Origin of the sequence: Kineococcus rhizosphaerae, assembly GCF_003002055.1 — a bacterium.
Lineage (GTDB): Bacteria > Actinomycetota > Actinomycetes > Actinomycetales > Kineococcaceae > Kineococcus > Kineococcus rhizosphaerae.
The window spans coordinates 524,793-550,942 of the sequence record NZ_PVZF01000001.1 but is presented as its reverse complement, the minus strand read 5'-3'; the positions used below and the strand labels follow the sequence as shown (position 1 = coordinate 550,942).

Genomic DNA, 26,150 nt, shown 5'->3' with positions numbered 1-26,150 from the left:
AGTTCGCCTAGGCGATGACCGCCCCGCGGGCGCACAGGACCTCGATGGTCGCGTCGTCCAGGTCCCGCAGGAACGCGGACTTGTGGTAGTTGCGGTGGCCGTGCCCGTTGAGCTCGTCGTTCAGGCGTTGCAGGGTCACGTACTCGATCGGGCCGTGACCGGTGGCCAGCGGTTCGGCGCCACGGCGGGCCAGGTCCGCCATGAACTCGTTGACGCGACGGCGCCCCTCCTCGACGCCGCCCACCCACGCCAGCGGTGCGAGCAGCACGGGCCGGCCGACGTGCTCGGCCGGTGCCCACGGCCAGTCGGGCAGGAACCGGAAGAACGCCGACCAGACGAGTTCGTCGGGGGCGGTGGGCATGACGTCGCGCATGGCGCGCAGCACCGTGGGGGCGTCCTCGATGCGGAAGGCGTTGGCGGCGAGGTGAAGAGGGCCCAGCTCGTGCAACGCGAACTCGAACTCGGTCACCACCCCGAAGTTCCCCCCGCCGCCGCGGACGGCCCAGAACAACTCCGGGTGGTTCGACTCGTCGGCCCGCAGCACCCGTCCGTCGGCGGTCACCACCTCGACGCTGAGCAGGTTGTCGACGGTCAGGCCGAACCTGCGCATCGTCCAGCCCAGCCCACCCCCGAGGGTGAGCCCCCCGACACCGGTGTGCGAGATCGCGCCGGCGGGGGTCATCAGGCCGTGGACCTGGGTGGCGCGGTCGACGTCGGCGAGCAGGCAGCCGCCGCCGACCCGGGCGGTCCGGGCGACGGGGTCGACGAACACGCCGTCGAGGTCGCCGAGGTCCAGGACGACGCCGTCGTCGATCACGCTGTGACCGGGGATGCTGTGCCCGCCGCCGCGGACGGTGACCTCGAGCCCGCTCCCGCGGGCCCAGGCGAGGGTGCGGCGCACGTCCTCGGTGTCGGCGCAGCGCACGACGTGGCTGGGGCGACGGTCGACCGCGGCGTTCCAGACGGTGCGCGCCGCGTCGTACTCGGGGTGGCCCGGGGTGATGACGGCCCCCGCCACGTCCGGGGTGGTCCGGCCGTCCGGGGGTGCGGGGGGTGTCCCGATCACGTCGTCCTCCTCGCTGCCGCGGCTCGCGGTCGACGCGTCGGTGCGTCGCCGCGGCCACCGTCCTCGCGGGGTCCGACCGGACGGGTGGTGGTGCCGGGGACACTCCACCAGGGCCACCGGTGCTGTTCTGTGCCTGCGACGACAGACTTCGGCGGAGGCGTTGCCGCCGGGCGCCAAGCGCTTCGCCCGCGCCGCGCGCAGCGACCCCGCTCCTCACCCGGGCAGCAGGTCGGGAACCTCCACCACCAGGCGCAGCGCGACGAGCGTGTCCAGGGACCGCTCGCCCGCCGTGCGCCCCAGCGCCTCCTCGGCCTGCCGGACCCGGTAGGCGACGGTGTTCGCCGCCAGCGACAACTCCTGCGCGGCGGCCGTCCGGCTGCGGGAGTGGGCCAGGTAGGCGGCCAGGGTGCGCCGCACGGCGGCGGACTTGGCGTCGCGCCCGGTCAGGCCGTCCAGGACGCTGAGGGCGAAGCGCCGGGCCGCCGGCTCGTCGTGCAGCAGCAGGGCGAGCATCGCGCTGTCCTCGTAGGCGCAGACGTCGGGCGTGCGCCGGCGGGCGGCGACGGCGCGCGCCTGCTCGGCGCCCAGGAGGCTGCGCTGCAGTCCACCGGCCCCGCACCCGAGGGGGCCCAGCGCCAGTGCGGTGCGCTGCGGGCGGTCCACCGCGCGCAGCACCCGCGCCAGGTCCGGCGCGGGTCGCCGGGCGAAGGACCACAGCACCGTGGTCGAGCCGTCGACGTCGTCGAGCAGCGTGGTGCTGCGAGCTCCCGCCGCCGCGGACAACCGCGCGGCGTAGCTGCGGAAGGACCCGGGGGCCTGCTCGTGCGGCATCGCGTCCACCAGCCACAACCGGCCGGCGAGGTGGTGGTCCGTCAGGGCCAGGCCCAGGACGGTCTCGGCGTCGCGAGGTGCCGTGCCGGTGCTGGTGATCTCGTCGACGACCTGCCGCCGGGCCAGGGACACCCGGTCGTGCCACAGGACGCGTTCGGCCTCGTAGACGGCGGACAGTTCGCGGGCCATGAGGTCCGCGAACACCTGCAGCGTCCGGGTCAGCTCACGGACCTCTCCGATCAGGTCCCCGGGTGGGACCTGCTCGCCGACGACCGCCAGCAACCGGTCCTGGACCCCGCTGTGGCTGGCCCAGATCACCCTCACCACCGAGTCCAGGGGCGTGCCCTGCCGCACGGCCAGCCGCACCTGCTCGACGGCCTCCTCGGGGGCCGACACGGGGGTGTCGAGCCCCAGCCGCACGAGCCGCAGCACGGTGAGCAGACCGGCCTCGCACGCTGCCGGCTCCAGCCCGGTCAGCGGCAGGCGCGAGTCCAGCCGGGCCGCCGCCTCCACCTCGTCGTTGATCGCGCGGGCGGCCTCGACCGCCCACGCGACCGCCGCCTCACCGAGCACCAGCCGCGCTGTCGCCACGGTCGCCGGTGAGCTGGCGGGCGGGTTCTGCGCCGGTGGCAGCGCGGGGTGCAGCGCGCCGAGCCACCCCTGCCTCGTGCTCGTCACGCTCTCCTCCTGCCCTCGTGCCCGGTCCGGGGCGGCTCAGCCTGCCACCCCGACCGGTCAGCGCTCGGCGACGACGAGGCTGTCGATCCGCCCCACGCCGTCGACCTCGACGCTGACCTTCGTCCCAGGGTGCAGGAAGAGCTGCGGGTCCCGCCGGTACCCCACCCCACCCGGAGTACCGGTCAGGATGACGTCACCGGTGTTCAGCGCCGTGAACTCGGAGACGACGCTGATGAGGGTGGGGACGTCGAAGATCAGCTTGGACAGGTCCGACTCCTGCACCGTCACGCCGTCCACGACGGTGCGGATGCCGGCGCGGCGCAGGTCCACCTCGTCGGGACGCACCAGCCAGGGCCCCAGCGGCGTGCACCCGTCCCACGCCTTGCCCTGCAGCCACTGGTGGGTCTTGTACTGGTAGTCGCGCATCGTGACGTCGTTGGCCACCGAGTAGCCCAGGACGTGGTCCAGGGCGTCGGCCTTCGCGATGCGCCGGCCGGGCCGGCCGACGACCACGGCGAGCTCGGCCTCGTAGTCGACCTGGTGCGACTCGGGGGGGACGGGGATGTCCCGGTCGGCCGCGATGAGGCTGGAGGCGTACTTGGGGAACAGCACCGGGTACGTCGGCAGCTCCCGGCCGGTCTCGTTGACGTGCTCGTCGTAGTTCAGGCCGACGCAGAACACCTTCGAGGGCGCCGGTGAGGCCGGCAGCAGCTCCACCTCCGCCACGGCGGTCCTGCTCGCGGGGTCGGGCTCGGCGGCGAGCAGGGCCTCGACGTCCGTCGTCGCGTCGATGCGCCTCAGCCCGCGCAGCGGGACGACGTGGTCACCGTCCAGCACGCCGACGCCGTCCTGACCGTCCCGGCGGTAGCTGACCCAGGCCATCAGATGCTGCTCTCGCTCGTGCGGCGCCAGGTCGGGGTCTGCCCGCCCCAGAGGTTGACCGTCTGCGGCGCCGGGGTCCAGCGCCGGGGGACGTACTGGACGCGGTCGTCGTAGAACTTCTCCATCTCCGCCGACAGCTCGATGTGGTTGCCGGCGGGGTCGTCGAAGAAGACGAACAGGTTGTTGCCCGGCCCGTGCCGTCCCGGTCCCCAGGTCACCGGGACGTCCAGCTCGGTCAGCCGGTCGCACCAGGACTTGAAGTCCTCCCACTCGGACAGGTCGTAGCTGTAGTGGTCGATGTCCCCGCCGCGGCCGGTCTCGACGACCGCCAGGGTGTGGTGGTCCTTGTCGCTGCGCAGCCAGGCGAACCTGCCGTCGGCCAGCTGGTCGGAGATGCGGAACCCGACGACGTCGACGAAGAACCCGACCAGCCGGGCCAGGTCGGCGGTCCCGACGGTGGTGTGCTGGAACTTGATGGGCCGCCGGCCGGGGTCGGCGGCGTTCTCGCCGTGCCGGCGGACGGGGGAGTGGAAGTGGACGGTGTTCCCGTCGGGGTCGGTGACCGAGATCCCGTCCGGCCGGCCGACGGCCTCGTCGACCCAATCCGCGTCGAGGTCGTGGTGGTCGACTCCGGCTTCGCCCAGGCGCTCGCGGATGCCGTCCAGCCCGTCCTCGTCACGGACCTCGAAACCGTAGTGGGTCAGGGTCTGCGGTCCTTCGCGCAGCGACAGGACGTGGTGGCCGGCGCCCCAGCCGAGGCGCACGTCACCCCCCGCGCCGTCGCGGTGGCGGGCCATCCCCAGGACGCGCGTGTAGAAGTCCACCGCCGCGGTCAGGTCGGGGACGGAGAAGCCGATGTGCGACACGGCGGTCCGGTGCAGGGCACCGGCCGCGGCACCCTCGGCCAGGGTCACGCGAAGCGGTCGTTCCACGGGGGTTCCTCTCGGGAGGTCAGCGGTCGGCCGGGTTCGGCGTCGACCGGGCGGGAGCGAGGTGCCCCCGCGCGAAGGGGGCCACCACGGCGTTGACCGCGGCGGCGAAGTCCGTCGGTTCGGCGACCAGGGCCACGACCCGGTCGGGACGGACGAGCACGAACCGGCCCCGGGCCGGGCCGAACTCGTCCTGCAGGCGCCCGTCGACGTCCAGGGCGATGGCGACCTCGTCCGGGCGCGGGTGGACGTCGTCGTCCAGCGGGACGTCGACCGCCTGCACGCGCAGGTCCTCGACGGCGGCCAGTGCGGTGCGCCACGCCCTGCCGCCGGGGTCGTGCCCGATGCCGGAGCCCACGAGCGTCCAGCGGTCCGGGCTCAGGTCGTCCAGCGGCACCAGCAGGTGCCGGCGGAAGTCGAAGACGGTGGGGCGTCCCAGCGTGCACCCGGTGAGCGGGTGGCCGGCCGGGTCGCCCACCAGGCCCTGGGTGATGCGCGTGCTCGGCCGGTAGCCCATCCCCTCGAAGAACCGCCGTCCCTGTTCGGTGTCGAGGGCACGACGGACGACGGCGTCGCGGTGGGCCGCCACGCGGGGATGGGTGGTCATCACCACCCGGCCCAGCCGTTCGGAACTGCGGATGACCGCGTCGGCGTGCGGGCGCCGCTCGGGCGTGTACGTGTCGAGCAGCGCGGGGTCCGCCTCACCGCGCAGGACCGCGGCGAGCTTCCAGGTGAGGTTCGCCGCGTCGCGGATGCCGGAGTTCAGGCCCTGGCCGGCGAACGGGGGCATCATGTGCGCGGCGTCGCCGAGCAGGAAACCCCGGCCGTTCTGCCAGGTGGTGGCGTTCAGGCCGTGGAACCGGTACGCGACGGCCCGTTCCACCTGGTCCGGGGTGATCGGGCGGTGGGGCCGCAGGAGCCGCTCGATGAGCTCGAAGGACGGGGAGTCCGTCGGGCCGCCCTCGCCGGGGAGGAGCCGGAACTCGTACCGGCACCGCCCGTCCAGCCCGGGGACGATGACGTGCGGTCGCCGGGGGTCGCCGTGGTGCATCCCGTACCGCTCGCGGTGGTGGTCCCCGGTGCAGTCGACGACCAGCCACACGTCGTCGTGGCTGCGGCCCTGCATGGTGATGCCCAGCTGGGACCGTGTGTGCGACCGGCCGCCGTCGGCCCCCAGCACGTAGCCGGCGGCGACGTGCTCGTCCCCGTGCGGGCCGCGCAGCCGGGCCCTCACGCCGTCGCGGTCCTGCGAGAGCTCGAGCATGCGGGTGCCGAAGCGCAGGTCGACCAGGGGGTGGTGCTCCAGGACGGCCCTCAGGACCCGTTCCAGGTCGGGCTGGGCGAAGGGGTTCTTGAACGGGAAGCCCACGCGGAACGGGACGCTCGCGCCTCCGTGGAACAACTTCGTCCCGTCGGCACCGTAGTAGGTGGTTCCGGTGCCCGGCACGATGACCGAGAGCACCCGGTCGGCGACGCCGGCGCGCTGGTAGACCCGCAACGACTCGTCGTCGAGGCTGATGGCCTTCGGTTCGTCCGCGGTCGTGAGGTTCTTCTCGACCAGCAGGACGGGGATGTCCTGGGCGGCGAGCAGGACCGCCGCCGTCATGCCGACGGGGCCGGCGCCGACGATCAGGACCTGGGGGTCCGACGGGTTGCCCACGGTCACGTCCTCGTGTCCTCGAAGAGCCGGGGGTCACCCGTCCGACTCGGTTGTCCTGAATGATGGACAACCGTACCTGAGAAGTGGGACGCTACGGAAGAGGTCACCGGAACCCCGGCGAGGGTCGCGGGGGTGGGTCGCGGACGTCCGCGTCGCCGGCGCCGAACCACCTGAACGGGTCTGCCGGCGGCGCCGGCCGTCCGGGAACCTCGACCCCGTCACCGCGCACGGGGGGCACGGAGCCGTCCGCGTGGACCGCGGAACCGGCGCAGTACGGTCAGGTGCAGTTTCCAGCCGTCGCGGGGGTGGGCGACGCGCGACGACGTTCGTGCGGCCGGCGCGACCGACCGCTTCAAGGAGGAGATCGACGTGGTGGTGCAGGACGAACGAGCGGGGAACGACCCCGAGGCCGACAGGCTCGAGGCCAACAAGGCCACGGTGCTGAAACTGATGGAACTGCTCCTCGACCCCGACCGGGCCGATCAGGCCCGTGACTACGTGACCCCGGAGTACGTCCAGCACAACCCGGACATCCCCTCCGGAGCCGACGCGATCATCGCGTTCGCCAAGTCCGAGGCGGGCGCCGCGGCGAGGGCGGCCATGCGGCCGTCGCCCGAACCCCCGGTGATGGTCGCGGAGGGTGACTTCGTCGTGCAGATGATCAGCCGCGACCTGCCCGACCCGGACAACCCGGGCGGAACGTACCGCAGCTACTGGTTCGACCTGTGGCGCGTGGAGGACGGTCGCCTGGCCGAGCACTGGGACGCCGCGCCCAAGACCCGGGGCGGGCTCGGGCTCTGAGTCCCGGCTGAGCGTCCGATCGGCCGTTCTCCCCACCCGTGGGGGAGGCGCCGGGGAGCGGGTCGTCCCGCCGGCCTCGGGGGGCGTCCGGGTTCGTTGACAGGGCCTGCCCCCCTCAGTACAGTTCAGTGCAGTTCAGTCTCGAAGCGATGAAGAGCCGGGCAACGCAGCCCAGAGGAGACTCGATGAAGAACTCATCCCGACGTGCCGTCGTCGCTCTCGGAGGCGCCGCGCTGCTGGCCCTCACGGGCTGCGCGAACGGTGCCACGTCGGCCACCGGTGGCGGCTCGGCGTCGGCGAAGGGAAGGGTCGCGTACTCGCCCACGAGCGTGCAGATCCCGGTGCTCGCGCAGACCGGCGACAAGCTCAAGGGGACCGTGACCGGGGCTGGGTACGGGTACGACCTGATCGACGGCGACTACGACGCGTCCACGCAGATCCAGCAGGTCACCCAGGCCCTCGACAACGGCAGCGTCAAGGCCGCGTGGGTGGCTCCCGTCGCCGGGCCCGCGACGAAACCGCTCGTGGAGCACGCTCAGCAGCTCGGCGTGCCGATCCTCGTGCAGACGGTTCCGGGGGACCTCGGTTTCTCGGGCCCTCAGCCCGGAGTCGTCTTCCAGGGGCCGAACTTCGCCAAGTTCGGCACGGCCCTCGGCGAGCAGGTCACGAAGTGCGTGACGGACAAGGGGCTCCAGAACCCCGAGGCGCTCCTGCTCAGCGGACCGGACACGTTGCCCGGCACGGCGGAGTCCAAGAAGGCGGCCGAGGCCGCGTTCAGCGGTTCCGTCGACGTGGTGGGGCAGGCGCAGGTCGCCGACATCGCCACCGCCCAGACGCAGACCAAGCAGCTGCTCATCGCGCACCCCGACGCGAAGGTCGTCATCGCCCTGACCGACGAGGGCGCTCTCGGCGCGATCAACGCGTACAAGGCGGACGGCGAGAAGCCCGACTGCGTCGTCCTCGGCGGTGGGGGACCGGACGCGGTCACCGCGCAGAAGGCCGGCGAGATCACCTCGATCGTCGCGTGGGACTTCCTGGGGGCCGTGCCCGCGGGGTGGGAGGCCCTGCAGAAGGTCATCGCCGATCCGAAGGCCGAGGGCGCCGTCCTCGACATCCCCTTCACCATCACCGAGTAGGCGGTCATGGCAGTCATCTCACCGGCAACCGTGCACGTGGGGGGAGACAGCCATCGGCTGCCCCCGCGGGTCACCGCGCTGATCTTCGTCCGGGACCAGGGGCTGCTCATCCTCTGGGTCCTCCTGATCGCCGTGTTCAGCGTGACGGGGGCGCCGTACTTCTTCACCGTGGGCACGGGGGTCAGCGTCCTGAACACGGCCGCGCTGACGTCGCTCTTCGCCGCCGGCCTCGCCATCGGGGTGATGACCGGGGTCCTGGACCTCTCGGTCCCCGGTACGGCGGCCGTGGTCGGGGTGGGCGTCGCGCTGCTGGTGAAGGCCGGGGTGCCTGTCTGGTGCGCGCTCGTCGTCGGACTCCTCGTCGGGGTCGTCGTCGGGACGGTGAACGGCCTCATCACCATCCGGGGTTTCGACCCGTTGATCGTCACCATCGGCATGCTCAGCGTGCTCACCGGGGCGGCCCTGGTCCTCGCGGGCGGTGTCGACATCACCGGCCTGACGCAGCTGTCCTTCCTGGGGACCCAGCGGTACGCCGGGATCCCCGCCCCGGTCTACATCGCGGTGGCGCTCTTCCTCGCCCTGACGGTCATGCTCAAGTACACCCGGGTCGGCACCAGGCTGCTCGCCGTCGGGGGGAACGTCGAGGGCGCGCGGCGGGTCGGGCTGCGCACGAACTTCTACCGGGTGCTCGCCTTCGTGATCTCCTCCGTCTGCGCGGCGGTCGGCGGCATCGTGAACGCCTCGTACATCAGCATCGCCCAGCCGGGGGCCAGCACCGGCGTCATCTTCACGGCCCTCACCGCCGTCGCGCTGGCCGGCGTCCCCTTCACCGGCGGCCGGGGCAGCCTGCCGAAGGTGTTCCTGGGGACCGTGGTGCTGGCCACGATCAGCGCCGGCCTGCTGATCTCCGCGGTCCAGACCTACTGGGCGACGATCGCCACCGGGGTGCTGCTCATCGGTGCGCTCGCGTTGAACAAGGGCACCAGCGACTCGATCTCGCGGCTGTTGCAGTCCGGCGGCGGATCCGGAAGGGGGCGACGGTCGTGACGACGGGACCGGCTTTCGAACTCGCGGACATCAGCGTCCACTACGGCTTCCTGCGGGCCCTCGACGGCGTCAGCGTCAGCGTCGCGCCGGGTGAGGTCGTCGCCCTCCTGGGCGACAACGGCGCCGGGAAGTCGACCCTGCTCAAGGTGATGTCCGGGGCGCACCGCCCCACCGGGGGGACCATCCGGGTGCACGGGACCGAGCACGCCTTCCGGGGGCCGCGGGACGCCGCCGAGGCGGGCGTGCAGATGGTCTACCAGGACCTCGCGCTCGTGGACGCGATGGACATCGCGACGAACCTCTCGCTCGGCCTCGAGCCGGTGCGGCGGGGCGTGCTCGGCTGGCTCGGCTTCATCGACCGCAAGGCGATGCGGGCCGATTCGCAGCGGGAGCTGGACGCCCTCGGTGTGCGGACCGCCCCCGTGACCAGGCCGGTGGAGATGCTCTCCGGTGGACAGCGTCAGGTCGTCGCGATCGCCCGGGCGGCCGCCCGCCTCGGGCAGGGGGGCGTGCTCCTCATGGACGAACCCACCGCGGCCCTCGGTCACGAGCAGACCGCGCTCGTGGAGGACCTGATCGTGCGGCTCGCCGAGCGGGGGACCGCGATCGTCGTCGTGACGCACAACCTGCCGCTGGCGGAGAGCGTCGCGCACCGGATGGTCGTGCTGAACCGCGGGCGCAAGGTCGCCGACGTCCGGACGAAGGACACCGACAAGGACCAGGTCGTCTCCTGGATCACGGGGGCGAGCGTCCAGGCCGGCTACGAGGCCCAGGCCCAGAACGTCTGAGGAACCCGCGGCGCCGGCTCCCGCAGGGGGCCGGCGCCGCCGTTGACAGTGAACTGGACTCTAAGTACAGTTCAGTCCAGTACAGTTCGGGCGTCTGCGATGCACGACGTTCCGCAGTGCATCTCGATGAGGAGACGAGCAATGGCAGACAAGGTCTACTACGACGAGATCTCGGTCGAAGACCGCTTCAAGATCCAGGAACTGTTCGCGCGCTACGCGTGGGCTCTCGACACGGGTGACACCGAGAACTTCCTGGAGTGCTTCACCGAGGACGGTTGGCTGTCCTCCGTGGGTGGCGTGCGCAACGTCGGCCACGAGGCGATCGCCAACGAGATCTACCACCTCTGGTACGGGCGCAAGAACGCGTTCTTCGGCCGCCTGCACCTGCTGAGCCACCTCCAGCTGACTCCCGAGGGCGACGACGTGCGCGCGCGGGCCTTCTTCCACATTCCCCAGTACGCGGTCGACTACATGGCGACGTTCGTTTTCGGCATCGGCTACTGGGACAACCTCCTGACGAAGATCGACGGCCGGTGGTACTTCAAGGAGGTCCACCCCGTGCCCTTCGTCAGCGAGCAGCACATCCCGTGGGTCGGGGAGAAGCCGACCGGCGACGTCGAGGTACTCCCCATGGACCACAGCTTCTCCAAGCACGAGTTCACCGGGACCGCCGAGTAGCGGGCAGGTCCCACCGGCACCCGCCGGGACGCGGTCCCGGCCACCCCCCAGCACGACCCCAACCCGACGACACGGCGCCGGCGCGCGCCTGTCGCGATCGACGCGGAGGAGCGCCCACCATGACGATCACCACGAGGTCCGGCGTGACGGACCTCTTCGAGGACGACGGGATCTTCGCCCCCTCGATCTGGACCGGCCGGATCTTCGACGGGCAGTGGGTGAGCCCGCGCGGGGGCGAGCTGGAGGTCACGGAGACCGCGACCGGCGCTCTGCTCGCCACCGTCGGCCTCGCGAACGCCGAGGACGTCCTCGCGGCCACCCGGCGGGCGGCGCAGGCGCAGCCCGCGTGGGCCGACACCCCCGTGGAGGAGCGCGCCGCGGTCCTGCGCCGCGCCGCAGGTCTGCTCGAGCAGCACCGGGCGAAGCTCTCGGACTGGGACATGCGGGAGAAGGGCGGGACGTCCGCCAACGTCGGCTTCGAGTTCCAGGCCGGGATCGCGGAGCTGCACCACGCCGCCGCGATCCTCACCGAACCCGCGGGGCAGGTCCTCTCCCCGGCCGCCCGGGGTGAGCTCTGGCTCGCCCGGCGCGTGCCCGTCGGCGTCGTGGGGGTCATCACGCCGTGGAACATGCCGCTCGTGCTGGCCCTGCGCTCCGTCGCCCCGGCCCTCGCGCTCGGCAACGCCGTCGTGCTGAAGCCGGACCTGCAGACCCCCGTCCTCGGGGGCGTCGTCATCGCCCAGGTCCTCGCCGAGGCGGGCCTGCCGGAAGGGTTGCTCCACGTCCTGCCCGGCGGTGCCGACGCCGGTGAGGCGCTGGTCACCGCTCCCGAACCCCGGCTGATCACCTTCACGGGGTCCACGGCCGTGGGGCGCCACGTCGGTGAGCTCGCGAGCCGGCACCTCAAGAAGGTCTCCCTCGAGCTCGGCGGCAAGTCGCCCTTCATCGTGCTCGACGACGCCGACCTCGACGCCGCCTCCTCGGCCGGGGCCTTCGGGTCCTTCTTCCACCAGGGTCAGATCTGCATGGGGTCCGGCCGGCACATCGTGCAGCGCAGCATCGCCGACGACTACATCGAGATCCTCACGGCGCGCGCGAAGCGCCTCGAGGTCGGCGACCCGTTCCGGACCGGTGCCCCGATCGGCCCGGTCATCAACTCCAAGCAGGTCGACCGCGTCCAGAGCATCGTCACCGACTCGGTGTCGGCCGGCGCGCGACTGGCGACCGGCGGCACCCACGACGGCCTGTTCTACGCACCCACCGTCCTCGTCGACGTGCAGCCGGGCACGCGCGCCTACGAGGAGGAGATCTTCGGCCCGGTCGCGCCGGTCGTCATCGCCGAGGACGACGAGGACGCGATCCGCATCGCCAACGACACGCAGTACGGGCTGTCGGGTTCCGTCTACACCTCCTCGTTCGAGCGTGGGTGGGCCATCGCGAACCGCATCCGCAGCGGCATGATCCACATCAACGACCAGACCATCGCGGACTTCGCCACCATCCCCATGGGTGGCATGGGCGCCTCCGGCAACGGTTCCCGCTTCGGCAGCACCACGAACTGGGACGAGTTCACCGAGTGGCAGTGGATCACCTACCGCCCGACGCAGACCGCCTACCCGTTCTGATGACCGCGGCGCCCGCCCCGGCCGTCCCGCTCGACGAACGGGCGACGGAGTTCCTGCACCGGCTCACCGTCGACGGCACCGGCCGCTCGACATCGTGCCGTTCCACCGAGAACGGGCGGGACGTGCCGGTCGACGGCGGGCGCCTGGCCCGGGCGAACTCGTTCACCGGGGTGCAGGTCTTCACCGACGACCGGGGTGGGCAGGCCGTCGTCGTCGGGCTGGCCGAGTTCGACGACGGTCACGACGCCTTCGCGTTGCGCCTGCGGTTCGACGGCGACCTCGTCACCGAGGCGGAGGCGATCGTCAGCACGGGACGCACCGGCTTCTTCAACGCGGTCGACGAGCTCGAGAAACCGGACGTCATCTACTCCGCACCCGTTCCCCCCGGCCGCCGCAGCGACGCCGCGGAGCTGGTGCGCATCGCCGACAGCTACTGGGAGGCGATGGAGCAGGGCGATCCCAGCCTGGTCCCCGTCGGGTACCGCTGCGACTCGTACCACAACGGCAAGAAGGTCACGAACAACCTCGAGCTGCTGCTGTCGCCCGACAAGGCGGTGCACTCGGTGGCCTCGATCATCGCCGGCACCCGACCGGCACGACCGACGGTCGCGGACCGCCGGTACCCGGTCGTCGACGTGGAGCTCGGCCTCGTGGTGAGCGTCGTCGTCGCCGACTTCCACCCGGTCGAGGGGCGCCCGGACTGCGGGTCCTTCTACATGGGAGTCGTCTTCAAGGTCGTCGACCACGAGATCCGGATCTTCGACGAAGTCCGGGAGATCCTCCCGCTCGGTACCACGAGCGGTTGGCACGTCGCACAAGGAGCATCATGACCACGTCCACGATCCACGAGTCCCCCCTCAGCACCGAGACCGGCCGTCAGATCCGTGACGGTGTCCTGGCTCTCGTGCCCCAGATCCGGGCCGCGGCCCGCGAGGGCGAGAAGCTCGGTTGCCTGCCGCCGGCGACCCTGAACGCGCTCGCCGAGCTCGACGTCTTCCGCCTCTCGATCCCCGAGAAGTTCGGGGGTCTGGCCCTGGGGGCGCGCGACCTCGCCGAGATCATCCTCGCCGTCGCCCGCGCGGACGGTTCCGCCGGCTGGCAGACCATGATCTCCAGCGGTTTCACCCGCGTCGTGCTGACCTTCCCCGAGGAGACGGTCGCCGAGGTCTTCGAGAAGACCAAGACGTGGGAGGGCCCGATCGTCGCGAGCGCCTCGCTCTTCTCCGACCGCATCCAGCGTGCGACCAAGGTGCCGGGCGGTCACGTCGTCGCAGCGGGCGGCAAGTGGGGTTTCGGCAGCGGCAGCAAGCACGCGGCCCACATGGTCGTCGGCGTGGGGGTCGAACAGCCCGACGGTGGGTTCGACCGTCTCGCCGTCCTCCTGGACAAGGGGCAGTACGAGATCGTCGACGACTGGCACGTCATGGGCCTGTCCGGCTCGTCGAGCAACAGCGTGACCATCACCGAGGACGTGTTCGTCCCGGACTCGCGAGTGGTCCCCCTCGCCGAACTGACCGACCGGCTCGACGCGGTGCGCACCAAGTACGAGGGCCTCGGCCTGTCGATGGACGCGCGGGGTCTCATGATCATCGTGACCCTCGAGACGATGGGCATCGCCGTCGGCATGGCCGAGGGTGCTTTCGACTGCTTCCTCGAGCAGACGCGGAACAAGAAGCCGTTCACCCTCGACTACCCCTCGCTGCAGGAGACGCCGGGGACGCAGATCGTCGCCGGCAAGGTGCGCTCCATGATCAACGCCGCTCGTGAGCTCGTGCTCGCCAAGGCCGACGTCATCGACCGGAAGGCGCAGGCGGGGGAACCCTTCACGGCCGCTGAGGAAACCGCGCTGCAGATGGACTTCGTCTACGCCGGCAACCTCGCCGGCCAGGCGATCGAGCAGATCCAGTTCGCGATCGGCTCGGCCACGGTCGCTCTCAGCAACCCGATCCAGCGGTACGCCCGCGATGTCCGGGTGGCGCTCACGCACGGGTCGAACCGTCTCGACCCGTCCGCCGAGCTCGCCGGCCGCGACATCTTCGGGGTGTCGAAGGCGACCGGGGGGATGGCCGGCACGCCGGGCGTGCAGAAGGCCAACGAGCGCACTCCGGTACTGGCCGGAGCGGGGAAGGACTGACGTGGACCTCGGACTCCAGGGCAAGCGCGCCCTCGTCACGGGCAGCAGTTCCGGCATCGGGGAAGGCATCGCCCTCCGCCTCGCCGAGGAGGGGGCGACAGTCGTCGTCCACGGCCGGAACGAGGCCAGGACGACGGCTGTCGCCGAGCGCATCCGCAGCTCCGGCGGGACCGCCGAGACCGTCACCGGGGACCTCACCGACGCCGCCGCGACCGCCGCGCTCCTCGACGAGGTCGTCGCCGCCGGTGGCGTGGACATCCTCGTCAACAACGCCGGCGGACGGTCCGGGGGCTTCAGCCCCGAGCCCGTCTGGGAGACGCCGGTGGAGCAGTGGCTCGCCACCTACCGCCTGAACCTCGTCAGTGCGGTCGCGGCGACGCAGCGCCTCGTGCCGGGGATGGTCGAACGCGGCTGGGGCCGGGTCATCCACGTGGCGAGCGCCGTCGCCCTGCACCAGCCGCCGATGTTCGCCGACTACCAGAGCGCCAAGGCGGCGGAGATCAACTACGCGCGCAGCCTCGCCAAGGGACTCGGCGGCACCGGGGTCACCGCGAACTCGATCAGCGTCGGGATCATCGCCACCCCGGACTCGGAGGTGGAACTGATGAAGGCGGCCGCCTCGATCGGGGCAGCCGACTGGCGCGACGCCGAGGAGGAGATCGCCACCGAGGTCTTCCGCCAGGCCGTGCCGCGCATCGGCCGCCCCGACGACATCGCCTGGGCGATCGCCTACCTCGCCAGCCCGCGCGCCGACTTCGTCACCGGCACGAACGTCGTCGTCGACGCCGGGGTCTGAACGCGGATAGGCGTACCGACCGCCGACACCCCGGGCGGCGTGCCGCACCGGGGTGTCGGCGCGTGCGTGGTGCCGCTCCAGCCCGGCGGCCTGCCGGCCCGCGCTCCCGGGGGCACGGACCGGGTCGGGTTCAGTCGCGGTGCACGCGCTCGGCCAGCCACAGGTAGTCGGGTGCGGGAGGTGCCGTCGTCAGGTCCCCGTCGGCCTCCCACAGCGAGACGGGCCGCACGTTCTTGAGGAACATGTGCGTGACCCAGGCCGCGTGCCGGCTCACGAGTTCGTCGTCGGGGTGGAAGTCGGCGTCGAGCAACGCGTCGACCTCGAAGGTCGCCGCCGCGATCCGGACGAAGAGCGCAGCGTGGGCGTGCACGTCCCGGATCTCGTAACCGAGGCGCACAGCGTCCTCGTGCAGGATCGCCATCACCACGTCGACGACGTGCGGGGCACCGGGGACGAGCCTGCTCGTGAGGTCCGGCTTGTCCCGCGCTTCGAGGATCATGACCCGGTGGAAGGCGATGAACGTCTCCGAGGTCAGCGACTCGACGAGCATCGTCGCCAGCGTGGTCAGCTTGCCGAAGGTGGTCAGCGAGTCGTCGCCCCGCAGCTGGTCGAAGTCGACGTCCAGGATCGTGACGGCGCGTTCCGCCATGGCGTGGTAGAGAGCCAGCTTGTCCCCGAAGTGGGCGTACACCGTGGTCTTCGAAACGCCTGCCCGGGCGGCCACGGCGTCCATCGAGGTGAGTTCGTAACCCTGCGAGTTGAACAGCTCGACGGACGCGGCGAGGATCGCCTCTCGCTTCGAAGCGCGCCCGCGAGGACGTGGGGGAGCAGCCGAGCGGTGCTCGTTCAAGGGTGACCTCCCGTGTCGCCGCGGTGGCGGAGCCACCCCGGTCTGGCGAGTCGGCGCCGGTCGCCGCTGACCGTGCCGGTTGTCGGTACAGCGTACTGGACTCGGAGTGCAGTTCGGGGGTGCGACCGTACCGGACCGCCGGTCGCTGCGTGACGCACCTCACCTCGCTGCGGCCGTCGCGCCACGGGTCTCCCGGATCCGGTGAACTCCCAGGTCCCCCCTGGAGTGCACCCAGCCCCGCGGAGCAGGCTGATCACCGCGCCCGCGAAGCCGCGGGCGACCAGACCTCAGGGGAGGACACGATGGCCAAGCAGCGCATCGGACGCGGACCGCTCACGGTGGCCCTGGAGGACGCGGGTACCACGCACCCGCGGCTGTACGTCCGCGACGGCAGTGGACTGGTCATGGTGCTGCCCGTGCACGTCGACGCCCTGCCCGACGTGCGCCACCACCTGGCCCACCGCACGCAGGAGGAGCTGTGCGACGTGGAGCTGGTGGACGAGCGCGGAACGGTGGCCTCGCGGTGGGGCAGCTTCGCGCACCCCGGTCAGGCCGCGGCCGTGGCCGTCGTGCTGCTGGGGGCCGACCGCTGCCTCGTCGACGCGCGGGTCGTGGCCCGTGACGGGGAGCACCGCGGCGCGCAGGTCGAACGCGTCCGCTGGCACCGGGTGCCCGTCGTCAGCTGGGCCTGACACCCTCAGAGCACGGACAGCAGCCCGGCCGCGACGACGGCACCGGCGGCCACCACCAGGACCGTCCACCCCACGACCCGCCGCCCCAGCGCGCCCACCACCATCACCGCCGACGGCAGGCTCACGGCCGGCAGGGCGATGAGCAGGGCCCCGACGACGGCGGGTCCGAACCCGGCGGTCGCCAGCCCCTGCGCCAGGGGGACCTCACCGGCGGTGGGCACGACCAGCAGGGTCCCGAGCACGACGGCGACGAGGACGGCCAGCACGCCCCAGGACCGGGCGGACTCCCCGAGCGGGAACAGCCATCCCGCGAAGGTCCCCACCAGCAGGACGACGACGAGGTACTCCGGGACGAGCCAGGCGGCCGTGCGGGCCAGGACGGGCAGGAAGCGTCGCGGTCCGCCGTCGTGCGCGTCCTGCACCTGCTCGGCCGCCTCGGCGGGGACCCGACCACCGGCGACCCGGGCGACGAGGGCGCTGCCGGCGACGACGACCAGCAGCCCCACGACGAGCCGGGTCGCGGCCCACGGCCACGGGGCCACGAGGGCCAGGAACACCAGGACCGCGGGGTTGAGCAGCGGGTTGCCCAGCCAGTACGCGACGACGCCCGCCGTCGGTGCGCCGCTGCGCCGCAGGGCGTTCGCCACGGGCGCGGTGCAGCAGGTGCACATCATCGAAGGAGTGGAGAGCAGCCCCCCGACCAGCGCGCTGGAGGTGTCCCGCCGCCGGCGCAGCAGGGACAGCAGCCACCGCCGCGGCAGGAGGGTCTGCACGGCGGCGGCGACGACGAGCCCGGCCACCAGCGCCTTCCACACCGCGAGGGCGTAGACCTTCGTGAACTCCCACCCGGCGGTCAGGCTCGGGCCCGACCCCGGGGTGATCCCCGCGGCGGCCACGACCGAGCTGCCCGACCACGCCCGCGACCCCACGAGCTCCCCGACCCGCGCGGTGTAGGGGGCCCACTTGGCCCACAGCAGCAGGAGCACGACCAGGACGGCGAACGCCGCCGCACCCAGCAGGGTGCGGCGGCGCGTCGGGACGAGGGGGGAACTCACGCGGGGACGTAGTCCATGGTGTCCGGGTGCCCGCCGATGCGGCCGTCGGCGCCCTGGTCCAGGGCCGTGATGAGCGCGAGGTCCTCCTCGGTCAGCTCGAAGCTGAAGAGGTCGAAGTTCTCCTCCACGCGCGAGCGCGTCACCGACTTCGGGAAGACGATGTCGCCGCGCTCGACGTGCCAGCGCAGCACGACCTGCGCCGGGGTCTTGCCCAGCCGGTCCGCGACGGCGGTGATGGTGGGGTTGTCCAGGACCTTGCCCTGGGCGATGGGCGACCACGCCTCGACGCCGATCTGGTGCTCACCGCAGTAGGAGCGCACCTCCTCGTTGCCGAAGTACGGGTGCACCTCGATCTGGTTGACGGCGGGCACGACGGTGGCCTCCTGGGCCAGGCGGCGCAGGTGCGGCACCTGGAAGTTGGAGACGCCGATGGAGCGCAGCCGGCCGTCGGCGCGGGCCTCCTCGAGCACCTTCCACGTCGAGACGAAGTCACCGCCGTACAGCGTGGGCAGCGGCCAGTGGATGAGGTACAGGTCGATGGGACCGCCCAGCTTCTCCACGGAGGAGTCGACCGCCGCGCGGGCCGCGTCGGGCTCGTGGGCGCCGTTGTTGAGCTTGCTGGTGATCCACACGTCCTCGCGCGGCACACCGGAGTCGAGGACGCCCTGGAGCGTCTCGGCCTCGTTGCCGTACATCTGCGCGGTGTCCAGGTGGCGGTAACCGACCTCCAGGGCCGTGCGGACCGCGGCCGCGGTCTCGGCCGGCGGGATCTGGAAGACCCCGAAGCCGAGCTGGGGGATATCGCGTCCGTCGTTGAGCATGATGGTGGGAACAGTCACGGGGGAATCCTGGTCCCGGCGGGTCCACCGCGCACGCGGGGACGATCCGGGGGTATGTTCCCGGACGTGGGTCTGAAGACGTTCCTCGAGGGGTGGCCGGTCTACCGGCAGCTGACGGGCGACGACCCGCTGGGCCGCGGTGCCGCGACCCAGTCGGCGCGCTCGAAGTACCTGACGCCGCGCACCGCCACGGCCGACCGCGTCGCGAAGTCGGTGTGTCCGTACTGCGCCGTGGGCTGCGGCCAGCGCGTGTACGTCAAGGACGAGAAGGTCGTGCAGATCGAGGGCGACCCGGACTCCCCGCACTCGCGCGGGCGGTTGTGCCCCAAGGGTTCGGCCAGCGAGCAGCTCGTCAACGGCGACTCGCGCGTCACGACGATCCGCTACCGCGCGCCCTACGCGACCGAGTGGACCGACCTGGACCTCGACACCGCGATGGACATGATCACCGACCGGGTGCTGGACGCCCGGCGGCGCGGGTGGCAGGACCGCGACGACCAGGGTCGGCGGCTGAACCGCACCATGGGGATCGCCAGCCTCGGTGGTGCGACGCTGGACAACGAGGAGAACTACCTCATCAAGAAGCTGTTCACGGCCATGGGCGCGATCCAGGTCGAGAACCAAGCCCGCATTTGACACTCCGCCACGGTGCCCGGTCTGGGTGCCTCGTTCGGTCGCGGTGGAGCCACCGGTGACCTGCAGGACCTGAGCAATGCCGACGTCATCGTCATCCAGGGCTCGAACATGGCCGAGTGCCATCCGGTCGGGTTCCAGTGGGTGATGGAGGCCAAGGCGCGCGGCGCGAAGGTCTTCCACGTCGACCCCCGCTTCACGCGCACCAGCGCGCTCGCGGACACGTACGTCCCGATCCGCACGGGCACGGACATCGTCCTGCTCGGAGCGGTCATCAACCGCGTCCTGACGCAGGAGCGCGACTTCCGCGAGTACGTCGTGGCGTACACCAACGCCTCGCACCTGGTGAGCGAGGACTTCGGCGACACCGAGGACCTCGACGGCCTGTTCTCCGGGTTCGACCACGAGACGCGCTCCTACGACACGAAGTCGTGGCAGTACGCCGGGTCCGAGCACCACGGGGACGAGGAGGAGGAGACCGCCGAGTCCAGCGACAGCGAGTCCGGGCACGCCCTCGGGTCCGGCGGCGCCGCGGTCGACCACCGGAGCATCCAGCGCGACGAGACGCTGCAGGACCCCCGCTGCGTCTACCAGGTCCTCAAGCGCCACTTCGCCCGCTACACCCCGCAGATGGTGGCCGAGGTCTGCGGCATCCCGGAGGACCTGTTCGAGGAGCTCGCCGAGGCGTGGATCTCGAACTCGGGCCGGGACAAGACCGGGGTGCTGGTCTACAGCGTCGGCTGGACCCAGCGCGGCACGGGCGTGCAGTACATCCGGGCCGGGGCCATCCTGCAGCTGCTGCTGGGCAACATGGGCCGGCCCGGCGGTGGGGTCATGGCCCTGCGCGGCCACGCCTCCATCCAGGGCTCGACCGACATCCCGACCCTGTACAACCTGCTGCCGGGGTACCTGCAGATGCCGCACGCCGAGCGGCACCCCGACCTGGCCGGTTACGTCGACGCGATCAAGGGTCAGAACCAGAAGGGCTTCTGGGCCAACGCCGACGCGTACACCGTGAGCCTGCTCAAGGCGTACTTCGGTGAGAACGCCACGGCCGAGAACGACTACCTGTTCGACGACCTGCCCAAGATCAGCGGCGACCACGGCACGTACAGCCAGGTCATGGACATGATCGAGGGCGGCAAGATCTTCGGGTACTTCCTGCTGGGGCAGAACCCCGCCGTCGGCTCGGCCAACGGCCGCGCCCAGCGGCTGGGCATGGCCAACCTGGACTGGCTCGTCGTGCGCGACCTGGTGATGATCGAGAGCGCGACGTTCTGGAAGGACGCGCCCGAGGTCGAGACCGGCGAGATCGTCTCCGAGCAGTGCCGCACCGAGGTGTTCTTCCTGCCCGCCGCCTCCCACGTGGAGAAGGAGGGCACGTTCACCCAGACTCAGCGGCTGCTGCAGTGGCGCGAGAAGGCGGTCAACCCGCCGGGCGACGCCACGAGCGAGCTGTGGTTCTTCTACCACCTGGGCCGGCGGATGCGGGAGAAGCTGGCCGGTTCCACCGACCCGCGCGACCAGCTCCTGCTGAAGCTCGCCTGGGACTACCCGGTGCACGGGCCGGAACAGGAACCCAGTTCCGAGGACGTGCTGAAGGAGATCAACGGCTACGGTCCCGACGGCCTGCTGCCGGGGTACACCGCGTTGGAGGCGGACGGGTCCACGTCCAGCGGCTGCTGGATCTACTCCGGGGTCTACGCCGACGGCGTCAACCAGGCCGCGCGCCGCAAACCCGGTCGCGAGCAGTCCCTGCACGCCCCCGAGTGGGGCTGGGCGTGGCCGATGAACCGGCGCGTGCTCTACAACCGGGCCTCGGCCGACCCCGACGGGAAGCCGTGGAGCGAGCGCAAGGCGCTGGTGTGGTGGGACGAGGACGCGAAGCGCTGGGTGGGCGACGACACCGCCGACTTCGAGGCGACCAAACCCCCGTCGTACCGTCCTCCGGAGGGGGCCACGGGCGTGGAGGCCATCGCCGGCGACGACCCGTTCATCATGCAGAGCGACGGCAAGGGCTGGCTGTACGCGCCCAAGGGCGTCGTCGACGGTCCGCTGCCGGCGCACTACGAACCGGCCGAGTCGCCGTTCCGCAACGCCGTCTACACCCAGCAGGCCAACCCGGCGCGGGAGATCTACACCAACCACCTCAACGAGGTGCACCCGTCCCCGCCCGAACTGGGCAGCCAGATCTTCCCGTTCGTGTGGCTCACGTCCCGGCTCACCGAGCACCACACGGCCGGCGGCATGAGCCGCTACCTGCCGTACCTCGCCGAGCTGCAACCGGCGCTGTTCATGGAGGTCTCCCCGGAACTGGCGCGGCTGCGCGGTCTGGAGCACCTCGGCTGGGCGCACGTGGTCACGGCCCGGGCCGTGGTGGAGGCGCGGGTGCTGGTCACCGACCGGCTCGCGCCGCTGAAGGTGCAGAACCAGCTCGTCCACCAGATCTGGCTGCCGTACCACTGGGGCCAGGGCGGTCTGACCACGGGGGACGTCGTCAACGACCTCATGCACCTGACGCTCGACCCGAACGTGCACATCCAGGAGTTCAAGGCCGGGACCTGCGACGTGCTGCCGGGCCGTCGCCCGCGCGGTGGCGCGGTCCTGGACCTGATCGACGAGTACCGGGTCCGGGGCGGGGTCACCATGACCTCCGGGTCGGTGGCCGTCACGGCCGACCTCATCGCCCGCGGCGGGCGGGGGGTGGCCGACCTGGCCGAGGGCGGGGCCACGGAGGTGGGCGCCGGGCACGACGAGCACCTGCTCGAGAAGGTCGTCGGGGTCCGCCACGACACCCGTTCGCGCCCGGGCGAGCCCCAGCAGAACGGCGTCGACCCCGTGGTGCTCGACGCGCACCCCGCCGAGGGCCTGGACGAAGGAGGGGACCGCTAGTGGTCTCGCTGGACGACCTGTCGGGCAGCCTGTACGGCCGCCTCGACGACCCCGCGCGCGACGCCGGGTACGCCGACCCGCCCCCGCGCAAGGGGTTCTTCACCGACACCTCGGTGTGCATCGGCTGCAAGGCCTGCGAGGTGGCGTGCAAGGAGTGGAACGCCGTCCCCGAGGACGGCATCGACCTGCTGGGGATGTCCTACGACAACACCGGTGGGCTCGGGGCGGACTCCTGGCGCGCGGTGGCGTTCATCGAGCAGTCCCGGCCCGCGGTGGACCGGGCCCAGCAGGACGCCGTCGCCGCCGGCTTCGACGCCTTCGCCGAAGCCGAGCGCCTGGGCACGGGGGTCCCCGGCGGGCACCCGGTGGCCGAGCGGGCCTACCAGAACTCCTCGCACCAGAACCCCTCCCACGGCGGGTGCGGGGGGTCGTGCGGCAGCGCGTCCACCACCGCGGCCCCGGCGGGGAAGGGCGGGAAGGACCCGGCCGGGCAGTTCCTCGGCATGCCGGGCATGCTGGCGCCCGCGCCGCTGCCCGACCGCGACGGCCGTCAGGACGTCCGCTGGCTGATGATGTCCAACGTCTGCAAGCACTGCACGCACGCCGCGTGCCTGGACGTGTGCCCGACGGGGGCCCTGTTCCGCACCGAGTTCGGCACCGTCGTCGTCCAGCAGGACGTGTGCAACGGGTGCGGCTACTGCGTCTCGGCGTGCCCCTACGGCGTCATCGACAAGCGCGAGGAGGATGGCCGGGCCTGGAAGTGCACGCTGTGCTACGACCGGCTCGGTGAGGACCAGACGCCCGCCTGCGCCCAGGCCTGCCCGACGGAGTCGATCCAGTTCGGCGACCTCGACGAGCTGCGCGAACGCGCCGAACGTCGCCGGCAGCAGCTGCACGACGTCGGGGTCACCGAGGCCCGCCTGTACGGGGAGGACCCCGAGGACGGGGTCGGCGGCGACGGTGCGTTCTTCCTGCTGCTCGACGAACCGGAGGTCTACGGCCTGCCGCCGGACCCCGTCGTCACCACGCGGGACCTGCCGTCGATGTACAAGCACATGGCCGCCGCCGCGGGGTTCATGGTGCTCGGCGTCGTGGCCGCCGCGGTGGGCAGGCGATGACCCCGAAACCCGCGCAGGAGACGCCGCACCAGCCGGGTCAGCCCGGGTTCGAGCACGTCCCCGGGACCGACCCGATCGGCGGTCAGGCCGCGCGGATGTTCGGCGCGGGGATGGGCAAGCGGAGGAAGAAGGGCCGCGGCGACGTCAACGCCGTGGTCCCCGACGCCGAGTTCCGCTCCTACTACGGCCGCGCCGTCCTCAAACCCCCGGTGTGGACCCACGAGATCGCCTACTACCTGTTCGCGGGCGGGCTGGCGGCCGGGTCCTCCATGCTCGCCGCCGTCGCGGACGCGAAGGGTCACGCGTTCGCGCGCCGGGCGTTGCGCACGACGTCGCTGGGAGCGGTGGGGGCCAGCGCCTACTTCCTCATCGCCGACCTGGGCCGGCCCGAGCGGTTCTACAACATGCTGCGGGTCGCCAAGGTCACCTCGCCCATGTCGGTGGGGACGTACATCCTCTCGGTGTTCGGTCCGCTGTCCGGGGCCGCCGCCGTCGCCGAACTCGGTGAGCTCCTGCCGCAGCGCGGGGCCCTCGGGCTGCTGCGGCGGGTGGCGCGGCCTGCGGGGTCGGTCGCCGGGGTCGGCGCGGCCGTGACCGGCCCGCTGCTGGCGACGTACACCGCGGTGCTGTTCGCCGACACCGCCGTCCCGAGCTGGCACGAGCCCTACCGGGAACTGCCGTTCGTCTTCGGCGGCAGCGCCCTGGCCGCCGGGGCCGGAGCGGCCCTGCTGCTGGCCCCCACGGAGCAGACCCGTTCCGCCGCGCGCGTCGCGGCGATCGGTGCCACCGTTGAACTCGCTGCGGCGCACCGGATGGAGACCTCGCACGGGCTCGTCAGCGAACCCTTCCACCTCGGGCGGCCCGGCCGGTTCCTCAAGGCCGCCCGGGCGTGCACCGCCGCCGGTGCGCTGGGAGCGGTCCTGGGGCGGGGCTCCCGCCTCGTCTCGGCGGTGTCGGGCGCGAGCCTGCTCGCCGGGTCGTTCCTGACCCGCATGGCCGTCTTCGAGGCGGGTGTCGCCTCGACGAAGGACCCCAAGTACGTCGTCGTTCCGCAGCGCGAACGACTGGAGGCGCGCCGGCGCGCCTCCTGAACCCCGAGGAGGACACGCATGGCGTACAAGACGCCGGAACAGATCGCGGTCGCCGCTGTCGCCAGTGGCGAGAAGAAGGCGAACCTGCCCGTCTCGAAGATGCTCGTCGGAGGGTTCCTGGCGGGGGCCTACATCGCCTTCGCCGGCCTGCTGGCCGTCGACGTGACGGCCGGGCTGGACCCGGGGATCTGGGGCGGGGTGACGACCCTGCTGACCGGGGCCGTCTTCAGCCTCGGCCTGGTGCTCGTCATCGTCGCCGGCTCCGAACTGCTCACCGGGAACATGGCGCTGCTGCCCATGGCGCTGTTCAGCCGCAAGATCTCCCTGGGGCGGCTCGGGCGGAACTGGGTCGTCGTCCTGGTCGCGAACCTGCTCGGGGCGCTGTTCGTGGCGTACGTGCTGGCCGTCAAGACGCACGTCATCGGTGCCGAGGGCACCGCCACGTTCACCCGCCTGGCGGCCATCGCCACGGGCAAGGCCGTCACCGAGGACGACCCGACGATCTTCCTGCGGGCCATCGGCTGCAACTGGCTCGTGTGCCTGGGCGTGTGGATGGCCCTGGCCGCCGAGGACATCGGCGGCAAGGTCGCCGCGATCGTGTTCCCGATCACCGCGTTCGTGGCGCTCGGCTTCGACCACGTCGTGGCGAACATGTTCTTCCTGCCCGCCGCGCACTGGGCCGGGGTGCCCGGGATCGGCTGGGGCGACATCGTCCGCAACTGGGTGTTCGCAGGGCTGGGGAACATCGTCGGCGGCGGGTTGTTCGTCGGCCTCGCGTACTGGTTCCTGTACCTGCGCGGCGCCCACCACGACCCGGCCACCGACCCGGCCACCGACCCGGCGCAGGCCCCGGCGGCCACGTCGGACGGGGCCGGGACCGCGGGGGCGCCCAAGCGCTGACCCTCAGCGCACCACGAGGGTCGTCTCCCCGCGGCGGGGCACGAGCTCACCGACGACGGGGTAGCCGGGCACCTCGCCCGCCACGAGCAGGCCCCCCGACGTCTGGGCGTCGGCGAGCAGGACCAGTTCGTCCTCGTCCGCCGCCCCGGCGTCGAGGAACGGCCGGACCCAGTCGAGGTTGCGGCGGCTGCCGCCGGGGACGAACCCGTCGGCGAGAGAGCGCCGGGCGCCGTCGACGTAGGGGACGGCGGAAGCGTCGACGACGGCGGTGACCCCGCTGGCGCGGGCGACCTCGTGCAGGTGGCCGAGCAGGCCGAACCCCGTGACGTCGGTGGCGCACCGGGCCCCGGCGGCCAGCGCCGCGACGGAGGCGTCGCGGTTCAGCGTCGTCATCACCGCGATCGCCTCCTCGAACACCTCCCCGGTCGCCTTGTGCCGGTTGTTCAGCACGCCCAGGCCGAGGGGTTTGGTGAGGGTCAGGGGCAGGCCCGCGACGGCCGCGTCCCCGCGCAGCAGGCGGTCGGGGTCGCCCAGGCCCGTGACGGCCATGCCGTACTTGGGTTCGGGGTCGTCGATGCTGTGGCCGCCGCCGAGGTGGCAGCCCGCCTCCCGGGCTGCGTCGGCGCCGCCGCGCAGCACCTCGCGCGCCAGCTCCGGCGGCAGGACGCCGCGGGGCCAGCCGAGCAGGTTCACCGCCACCAGCGGGGTGCCGCCCATGGCGTAGACGTCGGACAGGGCGTTCGTGGCCGCGATGCGGCCGAAGGTGTAGGCGTCGTCGACGACGGGGGTGAAGAAGTCGGCGGTGGCGATGACCGCCCGGCCGCCCTCGATCCGCACGACGGCGGCGTCGTCGCCGACCCCCACGAGCAGGTCGTCCGTCGCGGGCCCGGTCAGGCCCGCCACCATCTCCTCGAGCTCACCCGGCGGGATCTTGCAGGCGCACCCGCCGCCGTGGGCGTACTGGGTCAGGCGCATCGTCGCTGCGGTCACGGCGCGACCCTAACCCGACCTTGTGGCACGCTGTCCCGC

Annotated in this window: 22 protein-coding genes and 1 pseudogene; 14 read left to right on the top strand and 9 right to left on the bottom strand. The window is 72.2% G+C overall.

The genetic code is table 11. From position 1 onward, the window contains the following. Nucleotides 1-7 precede the first annotated feature (7 nt). The 5 genes from CLV37_RS02695 to CLV37_RS02675 all read right to left on the bottom strand — a co-directional run bounded on the left by CLV37_RS02695 (nucleotide 8) and on the right by CLV37_RS02675 (nucleotide 6,046). Nucleotides 8-1,066, bottom strand: a complete 1,059-nt coding sequence (locus CLV37_RS02695; RefSeq protein WP_146149273.1) for an FAD-binding oxidoreductase — start codon at nucleotides 1,064-1,066, stop codon at nucleotides 8-10. 213 nt (nucleotides 1,067-1,279) lie between these two features. After that, complete coding sequence (locus CLV37_RS02690; RefSeq protein WP_106206673.1) at nucleotides 1,280-2,575, bottom strand: PucR family transcriptional regulator; 1,296 nt, start codon at nucleotides 2,573-2,575, stop codon at nucleotides 1,280-1,282. Nucleotides 2,576-2,632: 57 nt separating this feature from the next. Then, entirely contained in the window at nucleotides 2,633-3,457 is an 825-nt protein-coding gene (locus tag CLV37_RS02685; RefSeq protein ID WP_106206671.1) for a fumarylacetoacetate hydrolase family protein, read from the bottom strand. After that, nucleotides 3,457-4,389, bottom strand: coding sequence for a VOC family protein (locus CLV37_RS02680; protein WP_211298311.1), 933 nt, complete (start codon nucleotides 4,387-4,389; stop codon nucleotides 3,457-3,459). Before CLV37_RS02680 ends, CLV37_RS02685 begins: the two co-directional genes overlap by 1 nt. A gap of 19 nt (nucleotides 4,390-4,408) precedes the next feature. Next, nucleotides 4,409-6,046, bottom strand: a complete 1,638-nt coding sequence (locus tag CLV37_RS02675; RefSeq protein WP_211298310.1) for an FAD-dependent monooxygenase — start codon at nucleotides 6,044-6,046, stop codon at nucleotides 4,409-4,411. A 369-nt stretch (nucleotides 6,047-6,415) separates the two neighbouring features. On the opposite strand from CLV37_RS02675, the gene CLV37_RS02670 reads away from it, so the two are divergent. From CLV37_RS02670 to CLV37_RS02630, 9 genes are all read left to right on the top strand, one after another. After that, on the top strand, nucleotides 6,416-6,847 hold the full coding sequence (locus tag CLV37_RS02670; RefSeq protein WP_211298309.1) for a nuclear transport factor 2 family protein: 432 nt from the start codon (nucleotides 6,416-6,418) through the stop codon (nucleotides 6,845-6,847). Nucleotides 6,848-7,032: 185 nt separating this feature from the next. Further along, entirely contained in the window at nucleotides 7,033-7,983 is a 951-nt protein-coding gene (locus CLV37_RS02665) for a sugar ABC transporter substrate-binding protein (protein WP_170127017.1), read from the top strand. Nucleotides 7,984-7,989: 6 nt separating this feature from the next. Next, the gene (locus CLV37_RS02660) at nucleotides 7,990-9,030 is read left to right on the top strand and encodes an ABC transporter permease (protein ID WP_106206665.1); all 1,041 of its coding nucleotides are present in this window, start codon (nucleotides 7,990-7,992) and stop codon (nucleotides 9,028-9,030) included. Next, entirely contained in the window at nucleotides 9,027-9,818 is a 792-nt protein-coding gene (locus CLV37_RS02655) for an ATP-binding cassette domain-containing protein (RefSeq protein WP_170127016.1), read from the top strand. Before CLV37_RS02660 ends, CLV37_RS02655 begins: the two co-directional genes overlap by 4 nt. 141 nt (nucleotides 9,819-9,959) lie before the next feature. Continuing rightward, nucleotides 9,960-10,496 (top strand): nuclear transport factor 2 family protein, encoded by a 537-nt coding sequence (locus tag CLV37_RS02650; RefSeq protein ID WP_170127015.1) that lies wholly within the window; start codon nucleotides 9,960-9,962, stop codon nucleotides 10,494-10,496. A gap of 119 nt (nucleotides 10,497-10,615) precedes the next feature. After that, nucleotides 10,616-12,121 carry a benzaldehyde dehydrogenase gene (locus tag CLV37_RS02645; RefSeq protein WP_106206661.1) on the top strand — a complete coding sequence of 502 codons (1,506 nt, stop codon included), beginning with the start codon at nucleotides 10,616-10,618 and terminating at the stop codon, nucleotides 12,119-12,121. Next, nucleotides 12,121-12,951 (top strand): DUF8021 domain-containing protein, encoded by an 831-nt coding sequence (locus CLV37_RS02640; RefSeq protein WP_106206659.1) that lies wholly within the window; start codon nucleotides 12,121-12,123, stop codon nucleotides 12,949-12,951. The genes CLV37_RS02645 and CLV37_RS02640 overlap by 1 nt, the downstream gene beginning before the upstream one ends. Beyond that, nucleotides 12,948-14,255, top strand: a complete 1,308-nt coding sequence (locus CLV37_RS02635) for an acyl-CoA dehydrogenase family protein (RefSeq protein ID WP_106206657.1) — start codon at nucleotides 12,948-12,950, stop codon at nucleotides 14,253-14,255. The genes CLV37_RS02640 and CLV37_RS02635 overlap by 4 nt, the downstream gene beginning before the upstream one ends. Nucleotide 14,256: 1 nt before the next feature. Next, nucleotides 14,257-15,051 carry an SDR family NAD(P)-dependent oxidoreductase gene (locus tag CLV37_RS02630; RefSeq protein WP_106206655.1) on the top strand — a complete coding sequence of 265 codons (795 nt, stop codon included), beginning with the start codon at nucleotides 14,257-14,259 and terminating at the stop codon, nucleotides 15,049-15,051. Nucleotides 15,052-15,181: 130 nt separating this feature from the next. Here the strand turns inward: CLV37_RS02630 and CLV37_RS02625 are convergent, their stop codons facing one another. Beyond that, complete coding sequence (locus tag CLV37_RS02625; protein WP_170127014.1) at nucleotides 15,182-15,901, bottom strand: TetR/AcrR family transcriptional regulator; 720 nt, start codon at nucleotides 15,899-15,901, stop codon at nucleotides 15,182-15,184. Between the two features lie 302 nt (nucleotides 15,902-16,203). Between CLV37_RS02625 and CLV37_RS02620 the strand changes: the two genes are divergently transcribed. Then, nucleotides 16,204-16,593, top strand: coding sequence for a hypothetical protein (locus tag CLV37_RS02620; protein ID WP_106206651.1), 390 nt, complete (start codon nucleotides 16,204-16,206; stop codon nucleotides 16,591-16,593). Nucleotides 16,594-16,598: 5 nt separating this feature from the next. Here the strand turns inward: CLV37_RS02620 and CLV37_RS02615 are convergent, their stop codons facing one another. Together CLV37_RS02615 and CLV37_RS02610 are read right to left on the bottom strand one after the other, a co-directional pair. Beyond that, nucleotides 16,599-17,648, bottom strand: a complete 1,050-nt coding sequence (locus CLV37_RS02615) for a permease (protein WP_106206649.1) — start codon at nucleotides 17,646-17,648, stop codon at nucleotides 16,599-16,601. Further along, on the bottom strand, nucleotides 17,645-18,469 hold the full coding sequence (locus tag CLV37_RS02610; protein ID WP_106206647.1) for an aldo/keto reductase: 825 nt from the start codon (nucleotides 18,467-18,469) through the stop codon (nucleotides 17,645-17,647). The genes CLV37_RS02615 and CLV37_RS02610 overlap by 4 nt, the downstream gene beginning before the upstream one ends. An 84-nt stretch (nucleotides 18,470-18,553) precedes the next feature. On the opposite strand from CLV37_RS02610, the pseudogene fdh reads away from it, so the two are divergent. The 4 genes and pseudogenes from fdh to CLV37_RS02585 form a co-directional block, all read left to right on the top strand. After that, nucleotides 18,554-21,793: pseudogene (gene fdh / locus CLV37_RS02600) on the top strand (formate dehydrogenase); the annotation flags it as partial. A gap of 218 nt (nucleotides 21,794-22,011) precedes the next feature. Next, nucleotides 22,012-23,130, top strand: coding sequence for a 4Fe-4S dicluster domain-containing protein (locus tag CLV37_RS02595; protein ID WP_211298308.1), 1,119 nt, complete (start codon nucleotides 22,012-22,014; stop codon nucleotides 23,128-23,130). Then, nucleotides 23,127-24,221: an NrfD/PsrC family molybdoenzyme membrane anchor subunit gene (gene nrfD / locus CLV37_RS02590; RefSeq protein WP_106206642.1), complete on the top strand. Its 1,095-nt coding sequence runs from the start codon at nucleotides 23,127-23,129 to the stop codon at nucleotides 24,219-24,221. Before CLV37_RS02595 ends, nrfD begins: the two co-directional genes overlap by 4 nt. A gap of 18 nt (nucleotides 24,222-24,239) precedes the next feature. Continuing rightward, complete coding sequence (locus CLV37_RS02585; RefSeq protein ID WP_106206640.1) at nucleotides 24,240-25,121, top strand: formate/nitrite transporter family protein; 882 nt, start codon at nucleotides 24,240-24,242, stop codon at nucleotides 25,119-25,121. 3 nt (nucleotides 25,122-25,124) lie between these two features. Here the strand turns inward: CLV37_RS02585 and selD are convergent, their stop codons facing one another. Beyond that, entirely contained in the window at nucleotides 25,125-26,096 is a 972-nt protein-coding gene (gene selD, locus CLV37_RS02580) for a selenide, water dikinase SelD (RefSeq protein WP_106207378.1), read from the bottom strand. Nucleotides 26,097-26,150 lie beyond the last annotated feature (54 nt).